The sequence below is a fragment of the Pseudoalteromonas sp. C2R02 genome (genome assembly GCF_018860845.1).
In the GTDB taxonomy this organism is placed as follows: Bacteria; Pseudomonadota; Gammaproteobacteria; order Enterobacterales; family Alteromonadaceae; genus Pseudoalteromonas.
Window position 1 is genome coordinate 402,809 of the sequence record NZ_JAHKQC010000034.1, and the last position, 22,774, is coordinate 425,582.

Below are 22,774 nucleotides of genomic sequence, written 5' to 3' on the forward strand. Positions count from 1 at the left end.
CTTTGATCTTCTTAATTGTTTGGTGCGACCGCTGCTTCCACTCTATTTCTACCTTTTCCTTTGGCTTCATATAAAGCTAAGTCTGCACGTTTTAGTAGATTTGAAAAATGCTCATCGGATTTTATTAATTTAGCTAATCCTATACTCACAGTAACAGTCAATCCTTCAGGTTTTAATTCTTCGATTAGTTTAAGAATTGCATTTGCTTTCTTTTGTGCATCAACAAAGTGACAGTGGTCGAATATGACTACAAACTCTTCACCGCCAAAACGTGCAGTGATATCTTCTTCTCTATTACCAGTTGAGAGCTCAGTTGCTACCGCTTTTAAAATCAGATCACCGCAGTGATGACCATGTGTATCGTTTATCGATTTAAAGTGGTCTATATCAATCATTAGTACACATAATGGATATTTGTGCCTCAAAGCTTTTGAAACTTTTTGAGTTGCAACTTCTAACAAGTAATGACGATTATATAATCCGGTTAATTGATCATGCATTGCCATGCTTATTAATTTATCGTGCTGTAACTTTAATGTGATATGGGTATTTACTCTAGCGACAACAATTGCTGGTCGTATTGGTTTTGTGATGTAATCAACCGCACCTAATCTGAGGCCTTTAGTCTCGTCTTCATCTCCTTGACGTCCTGTTACAAAAATGATTGGAATTGATGCCGTGGAATCTTTATCTTTTAATTTTTCACACACTTGATAACCACTCAATCCTGGCATTTCAACATCTAATAGGATCAGATCTGGTTCAATATTGTCACTTATCAGTTGTAAGCATTGTTCACCACTCGTTGCTATTTTTAGCCTATAGTCGTTCTTTAAACATGCTGCGAGTAGTTGAATATTTGTTGGCGAATCATCGACTATTAATATTAGCGGTTTATTATTCATTATTAGACCCTTCGCTATTGATTTCTTTTGTAATATGATTCGAAATTTCATCTATATTCTCTAATGCAGATAATATTTCAAATTGGCCAATCTGAGTTTCGAGTAAATTCAATTTATCTATTAAATGTTTATTTAAATTCCATTGCAGAAAGTTTGAAATTTCATCAGGCTCAACATAATCATTGTTTTCTATTCGCAGCTTTATCTCAGTCAGACTTGCTATTAATTCAGTATATTGTTTTATTGAAACAGCTTTACTCGGTTGTATTTTTTCATGTGTTGTTTCGTCACTAATATATGACTTAAACAGATTTGTGATTTCTGTATAGGCAGCATCTAATTGTAAATAAAGGGGATAATACTGTTTTGTTATTGCTGATTTACCTGCTTTTTCGAACTCAGATGAAAAGTGTTGTAACTTTAATGCACTGAGATTTGCTGCAACGCCTTTTATGGTATGGGAAATTGATTTTATAGATTCATTATCTTGATTATTAACAGCTGTTTTTAATTCAATTAAACGTGATGGCATTTCAGTGAGAAATATTTCGATAAGCGACTTTAATAATTTTTCTTTATTTAATACTCGCTTGAGTGCGCTATCTTGCTCCCAAGCTACTAAAGTTTCAGAATCTTCATTTTCTCCATTATTAGGAACTTGCAATAATTCCTCCTCATTATTTGTAAATTTGATGGAATCAATTTTTATATGTTGATAATTTTTACCACTGAGCCATAACTTTAATTTTTCTTGTAATGATAATGGATCGATTGGTTTACTTAAATAGTCATTCATACCGCAATTAATACATTTTTCTCGGTCTCCCTGCATAACGTTGGCAGTCATTGCAATAATGAGTATATTTGTATATCTTAGGCCCGCATCACCACTACGTATCGCTTGAGTGGTTTTATAACCATCCAAAATTGGCATTTGGCAATCCATTAAAATCAAGTTAAATGGTGAATCACTTCTTGATCGTTTTAATACATCAATCGCTTCTTGGCCGTTGTTTACAACATCAGATTTGTACCCTAGTTCATTTAAAATCCCCATAGCTACAAGTTGGTTTACTTTGTTATCTTCTACTAATAATAGTTTTATATTGTGGTTTTGGTTTGTGGGTAGTAATGTTTGCAAGTAATTCTGGGTAACAATAGGGGATGCGTTGTGGCGAGCTTCACCATTATCAACAACAACATTGAGTGCGTTGAACAAATCTGATGTTGTGGCAGGTTTAGGGAAATAAGCATCAAAACCAATTTTAGCGAAAAAATCGATTTCATCTGAATTAGATATTGATGTCATCATGACCAGTTTTAATTCACTAAGCGTTTTATTATTTTTAATCTGTTTACCGAGTTCTGCACCATCCATATCTGGCATTTGCATATCGAGTAATGCAACATCAAATTGTGTTGTATTGAGTATATCTAAAGCTTGAGCTGCACCGCTTGATTCATGAACATTTGCGCCCCAGTGCTCGAGCTGGCCTCGTAGGACTTCTCTATTTGTTTTATTATCATCTACTATTAAAATACATAATTTACTAATATCAATTAGGGGTAGTACTTTTTGAGATTGTGTACTGTTTTGTAATTCCACAGTAAATGTAAAGCAACTGCCTTTGCCTTCTTCACTTTCAATTGAAATCTTCCCGTTCATTAATTCACAGAGTTTTTTAGATATAGCTAAACCAAGACCTGTACCACCATATTTTCTTGTTGTTGAAGCATCGACTTGAGTAAAAGTATCAAATAGGCTATTTAAGTTACCTTTTGGGATCCCAATACCAGTATCTGTAACTTGGCATTTGAGTTCTAATAATTCACTGTTTACTTGTGTCATTGAAGCACTGATCCGTACCTCCCCTAAATTTGTAAACTTAATTGCATTACCTACAATATTAGTGAGAATTTGGCGTATTCTGCCGGGATCGCCTTTAACCATTGAATATTCGATCTCTGTTAGATCTAAGATCAATTCTAGGCTTTTCTCATGGGCACGAAGTGCCATTGATTCTGTGAACTCTCCAAACATACCCCGTAAATTAAAATCAATATATTCTAAGTTCATTTTACCGGCTTCAACTTTAGAAAAATCTAAAATATCATTGATTAAAACTAATAATGATTCAGCACTGGATTTTGCTAAAGATGCTTTATGGAGTTGATCAACATTGAGCTCAGTATTGAGCAGTAAACCTAACATGCCTAGTACACCATTCATTGGTGTGCGAATTTCATGGCTCATACTTGCTAAAAATTCACCTTTAAGTTGGCTATTTTGTTCTGCAGATTCAGTCGCTTGTTTTAATAGTTTTCTGGCATTCTCCCTCATAACAGCAGCAGCAAACAGATTTGTTATTTCATCCATTAAATCCAGATATTCACTTATTTCTATATTAGAATCACAGTAAAAAAATAACCCGCCGATCGGCTCACTTAACACATCAGAAAGATGGTTGAAAATAGGGATCACAAGCAAGTTATGGTTAAGTACTTCAGGTAAATCACTGTGTTTTTTAAAGTCACTGTAACTATCTTTTATTAATAAGATATTTTTACTTTCTAGCACTTCTTGAGTTAGTTTATATATCCTATTAATTTGTTCTTCTTTAATTGTATCTTTTGAAAAGTGACCACTAAAATGACATAAACTTAAAGTATTCTCTTCAAATAAATATAAACCTGCTTTTTTGTGGTTTTGTAATATTGGAATTTCAAAGCTACTTTCTAAAGCTTCTTGTATACGACGTTTTAAAGAACTATGTTGTGCGAGGTTTTGTGCAATATTAAATTTAATATTAGTATTTAAATGCAGCATTTTATTCTGCTGCTCTATGTGTTTTCTTTTTGTAATATCTGTACGAATCGCAATATATTTAAATACTCTACCTTTATTATTTAAAAAAGGAATGATGGTTGTATCTACCCAATATAATTCACCTATTTTATTTTTGTTGCAGACCTCTCCATGCCAGACTTTTCCCTTTACGATTAGTTGATACATATCTTTAAAGAAAGATATTGGGTGGTAGCCGGAATTTAAAATTCTATGGTTATTATTTAATAATTCATCTTTATCATATCCAGATATTTGGCAAAATCTCTCATTTACATAGGTTATTGTGCCTTTTATATCTGTGACAGCAACAATGGAGTGCTGATCTAGTGCGTATTGTTGGTGTGATAATTCATCTAGGGCAGCTTTTACTTCATGATTACTTTTTTTAATATTTTCCTCATATTCATTACGCGCTAAGATCATGTTATTAAAAGAACTCGCTAATTTACCAATTTCATTATTTGATTGGATAATAACTTTTTGACCAGCTTCTCCTAGCGCAAAATTTAGACTTGCTTTAGCAAGTTCATTTATAGGTATTGTTATTTTTCTAACTTGTATAATGGCAATAAATAGCATTATTACCATGATAATGAAAACAAAGATTGATGAAGTGGATAACATTGAATTTGCAGCTGAAAGTGCTTCTAGTTCATTCACTTCGCTGATTAAAATCCATTGAATATTCCTCAGATTAATAATTTTATGGACGCCAAAAACGGCATTAGCTTTAGGCCCTAAATAGGCGGTAGAGATAGTTGTATGGTCAGCTTCCGTAGGCATCAGGTTTTTATTTGAGAGTTTTTTATTTAAAACCTGCTCCCAATCATCTCTAATAGGGGTTTGTAAAATACCATTTTGATCAACGATATAGTGGGTATGGGAACTACTATTGAACTCTTTATATGTAATTAAATCAAAAACAGGTTTTAAATTTAATTGCAAAGCAAAGACACCTATGAGTGAATTTGATTCATCATAAATAGGAGATGTTATAAAACCAGCTAATCTATCAAGAGATGGTTTATATCGTTCTATTCCGGAGAACTGTATTTTACGGGTTTTTATAGTGTCTCTAAACGCTTTTGAAAATTTTGTTTTTGCGTATTCTCCTGATATTAAGTTTGTGCCAAGATCATTTTCTTTTTCAACTGAAAATAAGATGTTACCTTTAACATCAATTAAAAATAAGTCATATATAAATTGATAATTAGTTTTAAAATTTATTAAGTCGGATTGAGAAGTGGTAACGCGATTTGACCAATCAGAGCTTTCAACAAAAGATTTTAGTGAAAAATTACTCGTTCTAAAACCATGACTCAGATTTTTAATTAAAGCTAAGTTGGCTTTTGATTTTGATTGATTTTGTACATCTGTGAACCGATATTCAAACCAATTTGAAATATATTTTTTTTTAAAATAAGAGGATTGGTTTAATTTTTGTTGTGCAGAGATCAGCAAACTAGATTTGGCTTGGTCATAATTAAACCAAGAAATGAGACTCACAGGGATCAAAGACAAAAGTATAAACCAGGTAATTAACTCTTTGAATAATGATTTATTTTTATTTTTAAGCAAGTGATCGATTCCATTAGTAACTTACTAATCATAATATACTTTAGTTTTTTTATTTTTGTAAACAATACTACAAAAATTTTATATTTCTGATTTCTAGATTTAAATTTGAAAGTCGTTAAATTAATGGACGGATTGTTGGGTATATGGAAGGGATAACACTCTAGATGCACTTCAAAAGCGAAGCACATCTAAAGTTATGCAATTAATTTACTTTGAGCCATTTTACAAATTGTCTTGCTTGACTCTTTGTATCAAATTTTGTGCTCTTTTGACCTTGGCTATCAGCAAAAATCACTTGTAAATTATTAATTGAGATTGTCTGCACTGGATGTGCAATTTGGATCTCAGACCCATTATATGTATAAGACATAATAAAACTCACTTTTTTTGTTTGTCTTAAGAGTAGAAGTAAACATCTACTAATAAAACAAAATTTAGTTACAGCTTCATTACAGTTTTGACGATCAGTTAATATTTATTGTTTTATTCAATAAAATTTGGGTTGTATATTAAAGGTCTAAATAGAGATTTAATATGATATTCGCCGTACGATAATTTAGCTTATTATTTTTTAAATGCAGGCTTACTGGATCAAGGCAAGAAAAGGCATTACTGCTGGTTAGGTAAATATTAGAGGAAGATTAACTAACTAGACTAGAGACTATATAGTAATAAAATAGGAAGTGCAAATATATTTCTATTCGCACTTCAAATCGATCTGTTTATTTTTTGCTGAGCTTTTCTATAAATAAGATTAACAATAAGCCGAATAACATTAATGAAATTGCCATAACTTGCTTAGGATCTTGCCCTGTTAACTGCAAAAAGGTATCTGGTAAGATATTCTTTTGGCTTAATGGTTTAATGATCCCCTTAGAGTTTGTATATGTAGTAAGCACTTGTTTCCATGGCCATAATAAATTTAAAGAACCGACTAAAAATCCAGATAACAATGCGAAAGTGATTTGATGATAATGTTTAAGTAACCAAGTTAATACTCGTGAAAAGGCCATTAAGCCGATAATACAACCTGTGATAAATAAAAATATTAAATCAAATGCTAAAGAATTAACTGCACTTAATACATGTGCATACATGCCAAGTAATAATAATATAAAACTGCCAGATATGCCGGGTAATATCATTGCACAAATTGCTATAGCACCTGCTGCTGTGTAATACCACCATTGTGGCTCAACATCGGTTGGGCTTAATGTGGTGATAGTAAAGGCTAAAGCAGCACCAAAAATACAGCTTAATATGGTTTTAATATTCCAAGTTTCGACTTGTTTAGCAATATGTATAAATGAGGCGATTATTAAACCAAAGAAAAATGACCATACATAAATAGGATGGTTAGCTAACATAAAAGTGATGATTTTAGCGAGTGAAATTGCGCTTGTGAGCAAGCCCGAAAATACCGCTAATAAAAAATTACCATCAATATGCTGCCATAACGATTTAATATTATTTATTAGGCTACCCTTTTGAAATAATAGTTTAGCCGCTTCTAAATTAACGCTTTGAATAGCATTGAGTAATCTTTGATAAATACCGGTTATAAAAGCGATGGTACCGCCTGATACACCTGGAACAACATCTGCTGCTCCCATTCCTGCTCCTTTAAAAAACAATAATAAATAATCTTTTTTTGTTTGTTTACTCACTGACATGTTTGCTTAAAAATCCTTATGTTCAAAAATGATAAATAGTTCTTAATTGACATCATTCTATCAGAATTGTTCATTAAATTTACTGTAAACATTTTATATGCATTTTTGTTTAATTTTAACCCTCTTTCAGCCTCAATTATTTGCAATGAAGATCAATTTAAGTTAGCTTTCGAAGCCTTATAATTATTAGTTTGTAGTGTTAATTTGGCGCTTAATAAAGGCCTGTATTTTTAAATAAAAATAAAAATTAAGTTGGATTTGTATGGATTGGATAACAGTTTTACCACCGATTGTGGCTATCACAATTGTATTGTGGAAAAAAGAAGTCATTTTGGCTTTGTTAATGGCAATATTTTCGTCTGAACTGCTATTGGCTTTTAAAGAGCAGGAACAGTCATTATTTATGGGCGGGATCACTGCAATTGAACGCATTACTGCTGTGTTTAGTAGCCCAGGTAATACTAGAATACTTATTTTTAGCTTATTAGTAGGTGCATTATTGGCATATATACGCCACTCGGGCGGTGTAACAGCGACTGTTCAAATGTTAATGAATAAAGGTGTAGCAAAAACACCCCGTCAGGTTGGTTTAATGACCACTTTTACGGGCATGTTTATTTTTATTGAATCAAACCTCAGTGTGCTTACCTCAGGTATTTTATCTAGAGGTTTATTTGATAAGTTTGGTATGAGTCGTGCGAGACTTGCTTATATCATTGATAGTACAGCTGCACCAATTTGTATTTTAGTATTATTAAATGGCTGGGGAGCGTATGTATTAGCACTGCTCAGTGGTTATGAATTTAATGATTCTGCAGCTTCAGTTTTATGGGGCACAGTGATTTATAATTTCTATCCCCTTATAGCAATCGCACTTGTGTTGTTTACTGTACTTTCTGGCAAAGTCTATGGCCCTATGAAAGATAGTGAGATCAAAAGCGAAGTTAATGCGAAACACGAGCATGAATTTGAACCAACAAAAGCACGTTTTATGTTATTACCACTGGGTACTATGATATTTGGCATGATTGCTTTTATGTTCTATACGGGCGGTGGTGATTTAGCATCTGGAAGTGGTTCTAAGTCTATTTTGTGGGCTACAGCTATGGGCTGTTTTGTTGCTTATATTATGATGTTATTTACAAAAAAGTTTTCACACCAAAAGCTTGTTAAAATAGGCTTTTCAGGTATGTCGGAGTTATTACCTTTGGTCACAATTGTGCTTTTCTCTCTTGCTTTAGGCGCGAGTTTAAAAGAGCTGGGTACAGGTACTTTTATAGCAGGTATTGTAGGTGAATTTTTACCTGTATTTATGATACCTGTTGTTCTGTTTATTGCCGGTGCAATTATTGCTTTTACGACGGGCACATCATGGGGCACATTTGCAATATTAATACCGCTAGCTGTACCATTGATACACTCTTTAGGTTTACCGCCTTCATTGATTATTGCTGCCGTTTTAGGTGGTGGCATATTTGGTGATCATTGCTCTCCAATATCGGATACCACAGCTGTATCAGCAATTGCATCTGGATGTGATTTATTAGAGCATGTTAAAACTCAATTACCTTATGCATTATTTGGTGGTGCGATAACTTGTATCGCCTATATTATCGCTGGTTTATTAATGTAAAATAGTTAAAGTCAAAAAAAGGAGAAGCATTTGCTTCTCCTTTTTTGTTCTTATTCAATTTATAAAATGAATATTACTTCGATAATTTTAACTTTTGGCCTTTAGCGCCTTTACGTACACCAGAAATCTTCTTTCTGTTCATTATACGCGCTTCACCAGCCGCTTGTGAGCTTGCATTATTAGTACGACCACCACGTTTTAAATGGTTAGGTTTGTTATGCAAACGTTTAACTAATGCATCACGGTTACTCACTTCATAACCCGCAACATATATACGACGAATTTTAGTGCCGATTAATGTTTCAATTTCTTCAAGTGTTTGCTCTTCTTCACGACTAACAAAAGAGACCGCTTGTCCTGATTTACCTGCACGGCCAGTTCTACCGATACGATGAACATAATCTTCTGCCAACCAAGGTAAATCAATGTTGATTACACGCTCTAACCCTTCAATATCGATACCGCGAGCTGCCACTTCTGTTGCTATTAGTACGCGAATTTTACCTTCTTTAAATTCACGAAGAGCACGTCTTCTGTTACCTTGTGTTTTATCCCCGTGGCAAACGCTGGCTTTAATACCATCAAGGTTTAACTCTTTAACTAAGTCGTCTGCTGTTTCTTTAAAATTAACAAATACCAAAACTTGTTGCCAATTCTTTGTACCTATTAATTCCGATAATAGCTCTTGTTTTTTGCGTTGCTCTACTGGATATACAACATGTTGTACAGTGTCTGCAGTCGCATTGTCTTTTGATGCTTGTACAATTTTAGGGTTTTTAAGTACAGAAGCTGAAAACTTTTTCATAGCACTTGGATAAGTTGCAGAAAATAATAAAGTTTGACGTTCTGATTTAGACGCTTCCATTAATTTATTGATTTCAGTAATAAAACCCATATCTAACATACGATCAGCTTCATCTAGAACTAAAAACTCAACGTTTGAGATGCTTACATTACAAGAGTTAATGTGATCTATTAATCGACCTGGCGTTGCAACAATAACATCAACACCTTGTTTTAGCTTTTTAGCTTGAGTATTAATATCTACTCCACCAAAAACTGCCGCAACTTTAAGGTCCATAAACTGACCGTATTTCTCGAAGCTTTTTGCGATTTGTTCAGCTAATTCTCTTGTCGGTGCTAATACTAATACGCGTGCATTTGCTGTCATTCGTTCTTTAGGCGCATCAAATATTTTTTGTAAAATAGGTAATGCAAAAGCGGCTGTTTTACCTGTACCAGTTTGTGCATTTGCTAATACATCGTGTCCTTTTCGTACCAAAGGGATTGCCAGGCGTTGTATCGGTGTCAACTCTTGGTAACCACATTCTTCGACGGCACTTAGAATTTCAGGTGCAAAGCTAAAAGATTTAAAATTCATGCTATATTTCTCACTAATGGCACAGGTATAAAATTGGTCGCGCATTATACTCTAACAAACACCAAATGTCCTCTTGTTATTTATTTCAACTATTTACTTATTTTGCTTTGTTTGTTTTATTGCAGAATAAGTTCCCTTTATGGGTATTGTTGCGTTTTTAGATGATTAGTTTGTAACAAAAGATATTTATAAAAAATAGAATAGTTAATTTTAAACCTTCCTTTTTATTAATAATCAGATGCTTACATTGATACTGGTTTTTAGGATATCTCATGTTAATAATGATTCTCGTTCAAATTGTAATATTTATGTAATATAAGTTGAATCAATCCCTTATTTAAACTAGAGTGTGTTCCGCTTTCGATAGATCAAATAGTTATAATAATAAATTTCTTTAATACAATAGATTATAAAAACTTATGAATAAAACTTTACTTACTTCTGCCCTTCTTGGCATTTTCTTAAATACAGCTGTGGCTAACGACCTGTCATCCTCAGAACATACGGTTTCAACTAATGTTGGTATAACCAGTAATTATATATGGCGTGGTATTACGCAATCAGATAAAAAACCAGCGGTTTCTGCAGGTGCTGATTATAATCATCAATCTGGCTTTTATGCTGGAACTTGGTTTTCAACAGTTGATTTTGGTGATGAAACTGACTTTGAATATGATTTTTATTCAGGTTATACAACTGAAATTAATGGCGCTGATGTGGATTTTGGTTATATATATTACGGTTATCAAGGCGGTGAAGATAACCATTTCAGTGAAGCTTATATCAAAGTAAGCATTGATAGCCTGAGTTTAGGTGTTTCAACATTAGTTGATAGTCAATGGGGTGATAGTTTTACAGATTCTACCTATTTTGAAGGTAACTACACATTTGAATTAGCGAATGATTTATCTTTAGATTTACATGCGGGTTTTTATGATTTAAAAGATGCTAAAAATTATCGTGATTTTAGTATTGCCCTATCTCATATCAGTGGTTTAAGTCTAATGGTAACAACTGTAGATGGTAATGAAGCATTTGATGATGATTTAATATCTGTCTCATATAATCGCAGTTTTGATCTTTAAAAAATACATTCATAAATATAAAGCCGCTTAGTTCCCTAAGTGGTTTATTTTCAATTGCTAATGGAACAGTAATGAAACTTAAATCTAAATTAATATTTCAAGCTATATTTTTAGCACTAGTACCCGCACTTATAACTGCTTTAATCATTACATTAGAAGCAAATCAGGCCTCTTTTAATGCGCTAGAAACTAAAACTAAAGAAAGACTGGTCTCTTTACGAGAATTAAAAAAAACACAAATAGAATCGTATTTTGATACAATTAATTCTCAAATTATCAGTATGTCAAAAAACCCTGCAGTGATTGATGCTTCTAGCGATTTTATATCATCTTATAATCAAGAAAATATCGATTTTAATGCAACAACTACTAATAAAAGTAATCTTTCTCGATATTATCAGTCTGACTTTACGAAAACTTTTAATGAAAAAAATCCGAATTCAAAAATTAATGCTAATTCAAAATTATCACAGCTAAGTGACCGTAGTGTCCATTTTCAAAATAAATATATTTCTTCTAATCAATTTCCGCTAGGAAGTAAAGATCAATTAAACTCAGGTGGTAATACAGATTACGATACAACACACGAAAAATATCATGGTATGTTTCGTGATTTCTTAAATTTGTTTGGGTATTACGATATATTTATTGCGGATGCTAAAACCGGTAATATTGTTTACTCAGTATATAAAGAATTAGATTTTGCCACTTCATTAAAGCAAGGTCCTTACTCAAACTCTGGTATTGCAGATGCTTTTAGACAGTCAGTTGGTTCATTTGATGTAAATCACACCGCTTTAGTTGATTTTAAAAATTACTTTCCATCTTACAACTTCCCTGCTTCGTTTATATCATCACCTATTAAAAATGCGTTAGGTGAAACAATTGCTGTGCTTATTTACCAAATGCCAATTGATGGTATTAATAATACCATGACCAGTAAACAAAAATGGCAAGATGTCGGTCTAGGCTTATCTGGTGAAACTTACCTTGTCGGTCAAGACAAACTGCTTCGTAGTGAAAGCCGTTTTTTAATTGAAGATAAAACAAATTACATCAAAGCATTAAAACAATCATCACAACAGCCTAATACAAATAGAATAGAAACAAACGATTCGGCAATAGGTTTACAATTTGTTGATACTAGTGGTGTATCTCAAGCTTTACAGGGGATTGAAGGGGTTGATATATTCGCAGATTATAGAGATGTACCGGTATTATCTGCTTATACATCGATCAATTTTGGTCAATTAAAATGGGCTTTAATGGCTGAGATAGATGTTGATGAAGCGTTTTCGGATGCATATAAATTATCTGATGACTTATTTTTTTATTCCATTATATGCTTAATCGTTATAGCAATATTGAGTATTTTAATTGGCTTATATATTACTAAAGTACTTGTGTCACCCATCAACTTACTTGTTGATCGCATAACTGATATTTCAGAAGGTGAAGGTGATTTAACTGCATCTCTGTGTCTTGCACAACGTAAAGATGAAATTGGAGATGTAGGTAAAGCTTTTAATAAGTTTGTAGCACATATCAGAAATGTAATTATAGATATTGATAAACATGCGGGTCAACTAGCTTCAGCGTCAGAAGAGTTATCATGTGTAACAAAAGAAACGAATGAAGTTGTGACATTACAAAAAAGTAAAACAGATCAAGCATCTCAATCCATGGTCAATTTTAGTAGTAGCATTACTGAAATAGCAATGAATACAGAGCAAACTGCCACTTTAACGGATCGTGCAAATCAAGAGTCTATTAATGGTGCCCAAGTGGCGAGAGACTCTCAAGGTGCGATTAACAATTTGGTGGGCTCAGTTGAGCGTGCATCGACTGAATTAAAAGAGCTAGAAATACAAGTACAAGATATTAGTAGTATTCTAGGTGTGATTGATAGCATCGCAGACCAAACTAATTTACTTGCTTTAAATGCCGCGATAGAAGCCGCAAGAGCCGGCGAATCAGGACGCGGTTTTGCAGTTGTTGCAGATGAAGTCAGAATGTTAGCTGGTAAAACACAACAGTCAACGATTGAAATTCAAAATAAAATATCTGCACTTAAAGAATCATCAAATCGTTCAGTAAGTGCTATGAGTAGTGCATCTCAGCAAGCTATTGATGGAATTACTCTGGTAAAAGATACCACTAGCAGTCTGCATTTAGTGACAGATCTAGTATCAGATGTAAGCAACCAAAATGCTGAAAATGCAACGGTTGCCAGTAAACAAAATGCCAATGTAGAAGAGGTACATAATAATATTATTGAGATATCTCGTTATACAGAAAATACTGCTGGCGCATCATTACAAACTGCGCAAGCATCTGATGAATTGGCCAAATTAGCGATTAATATGTCAAGTATTGTTAGGAAGTTTAAGTACTAGTTATTATTAATTAACGAGATAAAAGCCTAGTCTTTTTAATAAAAACCCTGCAATGCTGCAGGGTTTTTTTCGTTATAGAGTTAGTGATGCTCTCTTCTATTTTTAACTTTATTGCTCTGATTTTTTCTCTTAATTTTGTGTTTATGTCTATTTTGATGGTTGTTTTTTCTTACGCTACTTTTTGTTGATTTATTGCTTTTAGTTTTATGAGTATTGTTTTTTGTCACTTTTATTTTTGATGATTTAAAGTGAGTGGTTTTATGTTTTCGATTGTTAATTTGTTTTACAACTTTTTGTTTGTTGTAATTTTGATTTTTAATTACTTTGGTATGTTTTGAGCTGGCTTTTGTTACCTTCTGATTATGGCGAGTATTGGCTTTAAAAGATGTTTTGTGTTTATTTACCAGCACATTTTTTTTATACGGTTTTTGTATGGCTAATTTTTTAACTATGTTATTTTGTGATACCACAGCTCGGTTGGTTTGATATTTTTGCTTTACTTTAACTGAACGGTAAGCAACATTGTGTCTATGTTTTGGGTTATGGTGCCAACGTTTAGGTTTTACTATTGTGATATTGTGATGATTCCTTGGGTATTTTTTCCTAATAATCACATGGCGATTATGCCAATGGAATGTGGTAAAAAAATGATTAAACGAAATATGTACCCTAGGTGACCAAGAAAATACATCTCGGTGGTAGTAATTATGATGACGTGCATACTGCCAATATACTGGCGGGTGATGTGACCAATGCCAATCTCCATACACTACACGAGTATCATAGTAAGGCACATATACCACTTCCCTTTGAATTGTTTTGATAATGATATTGTCATTCGTTTGGCTGATCTGAACATTACCCATTTGGGATAAATTACCAGCTTGCTTTGCTTTATGACGTAATATTTGAATGCTTGCTAATATGCTTTGCTCATCATTTAAAAATGCATCACCTAAGTTTTGTGTCCAATTTAAGTCTGTATTTAATTTTTCAATGATCTTAGGAAATGGGATCAGGGCTTTTATGCTGGGATCCCAAGTTTGACTCTCTAATGTTGGGCGTGAATATTCACTCTCTTGCTGCCATCTGTGTGCTTGCACTATTTCAAGAGGATAGGTTGATGCAATCAAGATATGTGTTAATAAACTATCGGGATATAGCGCGATTGGCGCGAGCATTTGAGCCAGTTCTGCTTCAGTGAATTCATATTCTTCGTTTGAATAACTCGATAAAGACGTTACAGCAATTAAAATATATATGGTAAATCTAATTATTATATTTTTCATTTCAGCTTACTCTTTTGGTATTTATTACCTTATTAAAGAGCAAGTAAACTGAATCTAATATGAATCGCGCTTTAGGGTTACAATTTAGTTGGGTACAACCTATGACCAGAAAAAAAATGCCTTTTAGATGAAGGCATTTTTTATATGACTTTTGCGCTAGTTAGCAAATAATGAAATCATCATCAGACATAACATTAAGTGTAGTTCCCACTAAATCTGAAGAGTTGATATCAGACATTAATGCTAAGCCTGTTTCTCTTTGTTCAAGTGTTAGCGGCAAATATGGCAATCTAAATACTGGATTAGCAGCTGATGTCATTGCTAATGCTGTATTGATCGCAATTGGATTAGGCTCACAAAATAACCAGTTCATTAAAGGTATTAATTGTTTATTTAGCACATCATCTTGCTTATCCATTAATTGTCGCATTAATGCTGGTGATAAATTAGAAGTCACTGAAATAACACCGTGAGAGTTAAATAAATGGCGACCATCGTGACATTCATCATCATTACCTGACCAACATGCAATGCCTTTACTTTCATAGGCAGCAATGCGTTCATTACCGGCACATTCTTTTACGCCGATAAAGTTTTCATGTTTGGCTAGTGGTTCAATGATTTCAGGTGTTAAATCTTGGCCTGTACGCCCTGGTACGTTGTAAACAAAAGCAGGACCTAATGCTAATAGTCTCTCAAAGTGCTCTTTAACACCGCGAACTGATGTGCGTCCATAATAAGGGTTTATTTGAAGAGATGCATGCATGCCTGTCGCAAACCCATATTCTGTGGCTTTTATGGCTTCTCTTGTATTATTACTACCTGTATTACCGATAATAATCAGTTTATCCGAAAATAAAGTAACGGTATGGGCGATTAGCATAAGATGCTCTTCCCAATTCATTAATTGACCTTCACCTGTTGTACCGCCAACAACAATACCTTCTACGCCATTGTCTATTTGAGCATTAACTAATGCGTCGTAAGTTTTAAGGTCAATATCTCCGTTGCTTAAATACGGTGTTTTGATCGCTGTGATAAGACTTGCTTGTTTGATTTGTTCTATAGAGCGCATTAGCATAATTTGATTATTTAAAATTTTCCTATTTGTACCATATTTTTCGCAAAATTAGCATCTTTGAAGCCAGTTTTTTCAGCTTTTTTTGTTACTGATTATACTAAGTGATAAATATCTGCTTGAAATAAATGCTGATATCTTGCATTATACAACCACTGTATAAATCAACAGTATTAACCTAATGAGCTTATTTGAATATTTATCTTCACATTTTTACGATCAAAACCAGGTTTTAGAGTCGTGCTCTATTGATATTGAGCAATTAACTAGACTCCAAGAACTGGGTATATTCCCCAAACCAGCGTATCGATTAAATAGTCAAATCGAGTGTAGCTCTTATTATGGTTTACATGAATGTAAAGAGTATTGGGATTTTTACGCTAGAGGCTGTGATAAATGGGCTAAATTAATTAATAGTATTGAGGATTGCACGCCATCACAAGCATTTGAGTTATTTTTTAATAAGTATTGTACGCATTTATCTTATTTACAAAATCTAGGCTTTTATTGTGAAGATGAAACCTTTACTGATCAGCTTCAAGAACATGTTCAGAGTCAATGGCAGCATTTTATCAATGGCAAGTTTAGTTTAACGACACAAAACGGCTATATAGAAGAAATTGTTGAAGCTGAGGTTGGCATGATGGTTATTATGAATATAACACATTGCCATAGTGTTGATGAGCTCACTGATGAAAATAAAAATGAGGTCAGACAAGCAATAAAGTATTTAAATAAATCATTGAGTAATTTTGCGCCACATGAACGAGCACAAAGTTATCGAGCAAGGTTTATAGATAAAACTATTGCTCAGTACGATTTATCTAATTAAGGCGTTAATGACCTTGTTCGTAACGACCTCGAGCAATTTCAAAGGCTTTTAAAATTTGGCGGTCAACATCAGAGAGGCCGTCTAACCAAGTATCAGCAATATCATCATCATCGTTTTCACTGATAGATTGATATTGAGCAAGTAATGAGATCACTTGGGTCAAATTTAAATTTTGTTTTTCTAATTCTTCAAAAATATCAAGTTTAACATCATGAGACTCAATGGCTGTTAAACATTCACGGCTTAATTCGGTATTCATATCTGCTCACTTATAACAAACCTTCTACTATTTGTTATACCAGTGTTTTATGAATATTCCAGTATATTTATCAATATTATGTTTGTTTGCTGATAAAGTGAGCGTAGTGATTAATTTGTATCATATTTTGATGGTTTAAAACTAAATTTCTAACCAAAAATCAATTTCCAAACACTCGGTGGCTTATGGTGCTCATGATATTCTTTTCTTAAGTTATCCACCTTCATTAGTGTTTCTTTTGCTTGCTTAAACTTCCCATCAGAATTTAGCTTTTGAGATAACTCTATTTGTTTAATTACTTTGTTTAAACCTTCTATAGAGATGGATTTTTTACCATCTGGAAATTTAGCGGTTTTACTTAATTTAACAAGCTTAGTCAGTTTTAATAATTGTTCAGTTAATACCTCTTGATTTGGGGCTTTAACTGCTTTTTTAAATTGTAATCCCATATTTTTCATATTTGCTTCGAGATCAAATGGTTTTACCTCAGGTTTTGCCAATGCAAGAGTGCTAAATAAACAGAGAAGTAAAAATATGGTTTTCATTTGATAGCCTAAAGTGTGATTTCTCCGAGAGTATAACATTTGGGCATACATTTTGAATGACTATTTTGTAAGGGGCTTTACAGAAAGTAAAAAAACTAATTACTATTATTTTGTGGTGATCCCTTCAATATTTATAATACCAGAACGATTTAAAGTTACTTTATACCTTTGTAACTCTTGCTTATTGTCTTTATTAGTTTGCACCATAACTAAATTAATTTGATATCTGCGTTCAACGGCTTGCTTGCTGATCTTGTTACCCTCAAAGTTATATAATTTACCATCTCCTTTTTTTAAATATCTTACAAATGGCGCTAAGCTAAATAATATTTGCTCTTGGATCTCGTCATAACCGGGCATAAAGTCTTTTACAAGTACTTTGGTATCGCTTCTGAAGTGCAACAATTGAGCATCTTGTTTGTTTTGTTGTCGACGGCTTTGAAAAAGTTTATTTACTTGTTCCGGTAAATCTGTTTTTGAAATATATTCTAACCAAATGGTTTGCACGGCAATTTTGGTTTTTGTTGCACTATTAGTGAAGATATTCTGCCATTTGGGTCTGCCTTTTTTCAAATAATTCCAAATGAGTGTTGTGATATCATCTTTAAATATTTCACGTAAGCCATAAATAAACCCAAGAAAAGAGACTAATAACAATGTGATTTCAGTAAATGTTGTACGGGCACGTAATATCAACATCATCACAAAAGCCATAATAACTGCTGTTACTAAGCCGCGAACAACTTTTTTATAGTTAATGTTTAATTTTCTATTTTCTTTTTTAAATACAACGCCATATTCAATTAACCTTTGCAATAAACGCATTTTATTGGAGATCCGATTGGGATCATCAATTGTTGTTGCCGAATTATATTGATTGGTGGTGCGATATTCATTTTCGTTTCGACAAACTTCAAATAGCTTTTCTCTGACTTCTGCATGTTCACTGCTTTTTGGACCATTGCTGAGTAATTTTAAAAATGATTGCTCAACATTCCAACTTAAATAGTTATCTGCATTTTCAAAAAATGAACTTAGCTTTTTATCTGGAGGAGTATAACGACGTAGCTTCTTAAGTAATGAAGTAATTTGTTCTACAATTTCATCGGCTTTAGCATAAAACTCATCAGCATCTTTTATTAATAAGGTTTGCTTAATATCTGTTTTTAAGGCAATTCTTATTTGATATGAAAATAAGTTTAGGTTTACACGATAATCTGTTTGCTCACCTTTTTGTTTTGCAATAAAACGGCTTCGTACTAATGGTAAATGTAGTTGGTCAGAATAATAAGCGCTTCGGGTATTGATACTGCTATGAAAAAAATTTTCTTCAGATAAAGTATGTGGGTTGATCCCCATTTCAACTGGAATTGAAAAGTAAAGGTCTAGCCTTTGATGTGCTTGTGGTAATAATTGATGACTAATAGCAAAAGAAAGATTTTCTTCTTGATTTAAAGATGTTTTATTCACTCGTGTATATACCTCAGTCAAAAGACTAATATCTTATGAATTTCAATATTAGTCTAGCTTATCAATGAGTTATTATAAAGTTTTTAATTACACTGAATAAAACGTTTTAAATCATCTACAGCAGGCGCAAACCAATATGAGCCAGTTTTAGCACTAGAAAATTCAATTAATTTATCGTGGATACCATCTTCAGTTAAACCATACATGCTATTTAACTGGCTGGTGAACCTTTGCATTTCACAAGCAAAAGATAAGAAATACAAACCGTTTTGGCTAGTATTACCAAAAGGCGCACTGCGGCGATACATTTTCATTGCCTGACCATCTACTTTCACATCTGTGCGACTAACATGTGAATTTATTGGCATGTCTTCGCCTTCAAGTTCAATTGAGTCTATTTTAGTACGCCCTACTGTTTGCTCTTGTTCAGGTATTGGTATTTTATTGAACTCAGCTAAGTTATGACACCACTTCTGAGTAAGCATGTAGCTACCGCTGGCATACTTTTCGCCTTGAGGGATCAAGGCGACTTGATGTTGCTCTGCAAGTTTTGGATTGGCAGAACCATCTACAAAGCCAATTAAATCTCTATCGTCGTGATATGTAAAACCGCGTAAATCGAGCTCAGCTGTGGCGATTGATTTCATTGCATTATGAATTGACATCATAGCATCAAAGTTTTTTCCGATATTATTACTGTGGATCCAAAATAACACATCTCTTTGTGTGCCTTCAGCTGTGAAATTTTTAACGCCATTAATGGTTTTAAACTCGTTTAGTTCTAAGATGCTTGTTTGTGTTTCAAGCTTATTAAGCAAAGATTTACCGAAGGCAATCACCAGATTGACATTGTTTTGGTTATCGAGTGCTTTTGTAAGCTGTTGCTTGATTTCATTTAACGGTAAGTTGTGATCTACTTGATATTCAAGAAAATAGAATTGGTTACTTGTTTCTACAAATATGCCAGGTTGAGGAGAAGACATATAAGGCCCCTGTCAAAAATTAACAAAATAAGATAACAGGATATATGATTATTGGTATTAATACAGGCTTGTGCGTTGTAATACACTTAATTTATTTATATATACGAGTCGGTAATAAAAAAGCCTTGTTAATCCATTAACAAGGCTCCACGCTAGTTTACTTGTTCAACAATTTAAAATAAAAACGTCACTGGGTTAAAGTGACGTTTTGTTACAATGTTGATTTGGGGGGATTATGCAATTTTTCTTTCTACTTCATTGGTATCTGTACTTAATAAATTCATATCAAAATCAAACTCGTCTACACGAATTGCAAGTTCACGTTTAGTATTATAATCAAGTAGCTTTTTAAGTTCATCGGCTGTAATGACATTTGCAGTAAAAGCATTGCCTAAAGTATCAGGAAATCTCACACCTGATTTAAATACTTTGGCACGTAAACCTTTTTTAACTTTAGCTAATAAATCTAAACATTCTAATTTCGCTTTATATGCATTCTCATTAATTTCATGACCGCTACCAGGTGTTACTTTTACTAAATGTGTTAGTTGCTTTTTAATTTGTGTATCTAGCTGTGCTTGTTTTGCAAGTTCACGTACTAAATCATCACTAATTTTAGGCATTTTTTCATTGTAAGTTAGTGTTAATAATTTCATCAAATGTTTAGTGGCTGTTGATGGGAAGTTATCTAAGAACTTAAACAATGCTTGCTCTGCCTGTAATAAAGACCAACGTGTCGCATAGTGGAAATAAGCTTTTGCTTGCTCTTTATCTTCAGTTGCTACTTTTTGTTCGTAGTATCTAATTGATGCCATAGCAGCATATAAGTAGCTCATAACGTCACCTAAGCGGGCAGATAACATTTCAGCTTGCTTTAATTTGCCACCAAGTACTAATAATGAAAAATCTGCGTATACAGCAAGTTTAGAAGCGAGTTTGTTTATCGCTTTTTCGTAAGGGCGTACTTCAGCTAAACTTGAGTTTGCACTTGCCATAAATGGCATTAAACCTAAACTGAAAGCACGTAAGCTATTAGATACACTATAACCAACAGTACTTAATAAGATTTTGTTAAACTTTTTATCTGAACCATTTTCGTCACTATGAATTGTTTCTACCATATTTTGTAAATATGGGTGACAACGCATCACACCTTGACCAAATATCATTAAGTTACGGGTTAAAATGTTTGCACCTTCTACTGTAATACCTATCGGCTGTGCAATATAACCTTGTGCTAAGGTATTTTGTGGACCACATTGAATTGCTTTACCTGCTTGAATATCCATAGCTGAGTTCAATACATCACGGCCAATTTCAGTCATATGGTATTTTGCAATTGCAGTAACAATAGCCGGTTTTAGACCCATACCTAAACCTTCAGTTGTTAATACACGCATAGACTCTTGTAAGAATGCTTTACCTGCAATATCAGCTAGTTTTTCTTGGATACCTTCAAATTGACCGATTGATAAGCCAAACTGTTCTCGAACTGCACAGTATTCAGCAGCACTTTTAAAAGACACCTGAGCTGTTGATGCACCCATTGCTGGTAATGAAATACCACGACCTGCACCTAAACAACTTACAAGCATTTTCCAGCCATTACCTATATTCTTTTGACCACCAATAATAAACTCCATTGGGATAAATACTTTATCACCACGAGTCGTACCATTATAAAAGTTTACGCCCATAGGTTTATGGCGATTACCTAATTCAACACCTTTATGATCATGTGGGATCAAGGCACAGGTAATACCGAGGTTTTGATCGGCACTTAATAAATTTTGTGGATCTTTAACTTTAAAGGCTAAACCTAATACTGTCGCGATAGGCGCTAAAGTAATATAGCGTTTATCCCATGTCACTTCTAAACCTAAAACTTGCTCACCTTTGTATTCACCCATAGTGACGATTCCTTCATCAGGTATACCGCCAGCATCAGAGCCCGCTTCTGGGCTTGTAAGTGCAAAACAAGGGATATCTGTACCATCAGCTAATCGAGGTAACCAAAATGCACGTTGCTCATCGGTACCGTAATGCATTAGTAGTTCGCCTGGACCTAGTGAATTAGGAACCATCACAGTTACTGCAACACCTGAACTTTTAGTAGAGATAGTGCCTACAATTGTTGAATTTGCATAAGGGCTAAATTCACGACCACCATATGCTTTAGGAATAATAAGAGAAAAGAAGCGCTCTTTTTTAAGGAAGTTTAATATTTTTTCTGGAAGATGAATGCTATTTTGGATTTCAAAATCATCAATCATGTCTATTAGTTCTGCTACAGGACCGTCTAAAAAAGCTTGTTCTTCATCGGTTAACTTTGCAACTGGAATTGATCTTAGGCCATTAAAATCAGGTTTACCTTGATAAATACCAGTTTCTAACCATACATCACCGGCATCCAATGCTTCTTGTTCTGTTGTTGAAATTGTAGGTAATACTTTTCTTAATGTTGTTCTAAGGCTCATAATCGACTCATCTGACCAGTTTAATTATCCCTATTACGTCATAAAAATCCGTTTAGATCAATTACTCTATTCGTTTTTTTAACAAAAAATTATCATTTTAGATTTTTTTATTTATATAACCGAGTAAATTCAACAGGTTAGAGTTTTTATACTAAATTAAGAGGTTGAAATTAATTATTTCTATTATGGTTAAGGGGTCTTAAATATTATTTTTCACTGGTTAATTATTGATTTATATACACAAAAGTGACTTGTTAACTTCACCAAATTGACTTTTCCTTGTAATGCACTTGTCATTAAATTTATTAAAAATAGCCGCAAATTTAAAAACAAACTTTTATT

At 33.3% G+C, this 22,774-nt stretch carries 16 protein-coding genes; 4 read left to right on the plus strand and 12 right to left on the minus strand.

Annotated elements, in window-relative coordinates:
* Positions 1 to 11: 11 nt before the first annotated feature.
* The 4 genes from KO527_RS15040 to KO527_RS15055 all read right to left on the minus strand — a co-directional run bounded on the left by KO527_RS15040 (position 12) and on the right by KO527_RS15055 (position 6,944).
* A complete protein-coding gene (locus KO527_RS15040; protein WP_216041099.1) occupies positions 12 to 905 on the minus strand; it encodes a diguanylate cyclase in 894 nt (297 codons plus the stop codon).
* Positions 898 to 5,331 carry a response regulator gene (locus tag KO527_RS15045; RefSeq protein WP_216041100.1) on the minus strand — a complete coding sequence of 1,478 codons (4,434 nt, stop codon included), beginning with the start codon at positions 5,329 to 5,331 and terminating at the stop codon, positions 898 to 900. Before KO527_RS15045 ends, KO527_RS15040 begins: the two co-directional genes overlap by 8 nt.
* A gap of 202 nt (positions 5,332 to 5,533) precedes the next feature.
* Positions 5,534 to 5,701: a hypothetical protein gene (locus tag KO527_RS15050; protein WP_193216504.1), complete on the minus strand. Its 168-nt coding sequence runs from the start codon at positions 5,699 to 5,701 to the stop codon at positions 5,534 to 5,536.
* Positions 5,702 to 6,053: 352 nt separating this feature from the next.
* Positions 6,054 to 6,944 carry a DUF368 domain-containing protein gene (locus tag KO527_RS15055; protein WP_252733731.1) on the minus strand — a complete coding sequence of 297 codons (891 nt, stop codon included), beginning with the start codon at positions 6,942 to 6,944 and terminating at the stop codon, positions 6,054 to 6,056.
* A gap of 322 nt (positions 6,945 to 7,266) precedes the next feature.
* On the opposite strand from KO527_RS15055, the gene KO527_RS15060 reads away from it, so the two are divergent.
* Entirely contained in the window at positions 7,267 to 8,637 is a 1,371-nt protein-coding gene (locus KO527_RS15060; RefSeq protein WP_216041102.1) for a Na+/H+ antiporter NhaC family protein, read from the plus strand.
* A gap of 73 nt (positions 8,638 to 8,710) precedes the next feature.
* On the opposite strand, the gene KO527_RS15065 is transcribed toward KO527_RS15060, so the two are convergent.
* Positions 8,711 to 10,018 (minus strand): DEAD/DEAH box helicase, encoded by a 1,308-nt coding sequence (locus KO527_RS15065; protein ID WP_216041103.1) that lies wholly within the window; start codon positions 10,016 to 10,018, stop codon positions 8,711 to 8,713.
* Positions 10,019 to 10,437: 419 nt separating this feature from the next.
* Between KO527_RS15065 and KO527_RS15070 the strand changes: the two genes are divergently transcribed.
* Together KO527_RS15070 and KO527_RS15075 are read left to right on the plus strand one after the other, a co-directional pair.
* Positions 10,438 to 11,103 carry a TorF family putative porin gene (locus KO527_RS15070; RefSeq protein WP_216041104.1) on the plus strand — a complete coding sequence of 222 codons (666 nt, stop codon included), beginning with the start codon at positions 10,438 to 10,440 and terminating at the stop codon, positions 11,101 to 11,103.
* A 71-nt stretch (positions 11,104 to 11,174) separates the two neighbouring features.
* A complete protein-coding gene (locus tag KO527_RS15075) occupies positions 11,175 to 13,499 on the plus strand; it encodes a methyl-accepting chemotaxis protein (protein ID WP_216041105.1) in 2,325 nt (774 codons plus the stop codon).
* A gap of 80 nt (positions 13,500 to 13,579) precedes the next feature.
* On the opposite strand, the gene KO527_RS15080 is transcribed toward KO527_RS15075, so the two are convergent.
* On the minus strand, positions 13,580 to 14,788 hold the full coding sequence (locus KO527_RS15080; protein WP_216041106.1) for a DUF3300 domain-containing protein: 1,209 nt from the start codon (positions 14,786 to 14,788) through the stop codon (positions 13,580 to 13,582).
* Positions 14,789 to 14,948: 160 nt separating this feature from the next.
* Complete coding sequence (gene dapA, locus KO527_RS15085) at positions 14,949 to 15,863, minus strand: 4-hydroxy-tetrahydrodipicolinate synthase (protein ID WP_216041107.1); 915 nt, start codon at positions 15,861 to 15,863, stop codon at positions 14,949 to 14,951.
* A 184-nt stretch (positions 15,864 to 16,047) separates the two neighbouring features.
* Here dapA and KO527_RS15090 point away from each other — a divergent pair, with 184 nt between their 5' ends.
* The gene (locus KO527_RS15090) at positions 16,048 to 16,698 is read left to right on the plus strand and encodes a DUF6058 family natural product biosynthesis protein (RefSeq protein ID WP_216041108.1); all 651 of its coding nucleotides are present in this window, start codon (positions 16,048 to 16,050) and stop codon (positions 16,696 to 16,698) included.
* Positions 16,699 to 16,702: 4 nt separating this feature from the next.
* Here the strand turns inward: KO527_RS15090 and KO527_RS15095 are convergent, their stop codons facing one another.
* The 5 genes from KO527_RS15095 to KO527_RS15115 form a co-directional block, all read right to left on the minus strand.
* A complete protein-coding gene (locus KO527_RS15095) occupies positions 16,703 to 16,957 on the minus strand; it encodes a hypothetical protein (protein ID WP_052379996.1) in 255 nt (84 codons plus the stop codon).
* Positions 16,958 to 17,106: 149 nt separating this feature from the next.
* Positions 17,107 to 17,502: a cytochrome b562 gene (locus tag KO527_RS15100; RefSeq protein ID WP_216041109.1), complete on the minus strand. Its 396-nt coding sequence runs from the start codon at positions 17,500 to 17,502 to the stop codon at positions 17,107 to 17,109.
* Positions 17,503 to 17,607: 105 nt separating this feature from the next.
* Entirely contained in the window at positions 17,608 to 18,972 is a 1,365-nt protein-coding gene (locus tag KO527_RS15105) for a hypothetical protein (protein WP_216041110.1), read from the minus strand.
* Positions 18,973 to 19,055: 83 nt separating this feature from the next.
* Entirely contained in the window at positions 19,056 to 19,955 is a 900-nt protein-coding gene (locus KO527_RS15110) for a Dyp-type peroxidase (protein WP_216041111.1), read from the minus strand.
* Positions 19,956 to 20,188: 233 nt separating this feature from the next.
* The gene (locus tag KO527_RS15115; protein WP_216041112.1) at positions 20,189 to 22,432 is read right to left on the minus strand and encodes an acyl-CoA dehydrogenase; all 2,244 of its coding nucleotides are present in this window, start codon (positions 22,430 to 22,432) and stop codon (positions 20,189 to 20,191) included.
* Positions 22,433 to 22,774 lie beyond the last annotated feature (342 nt).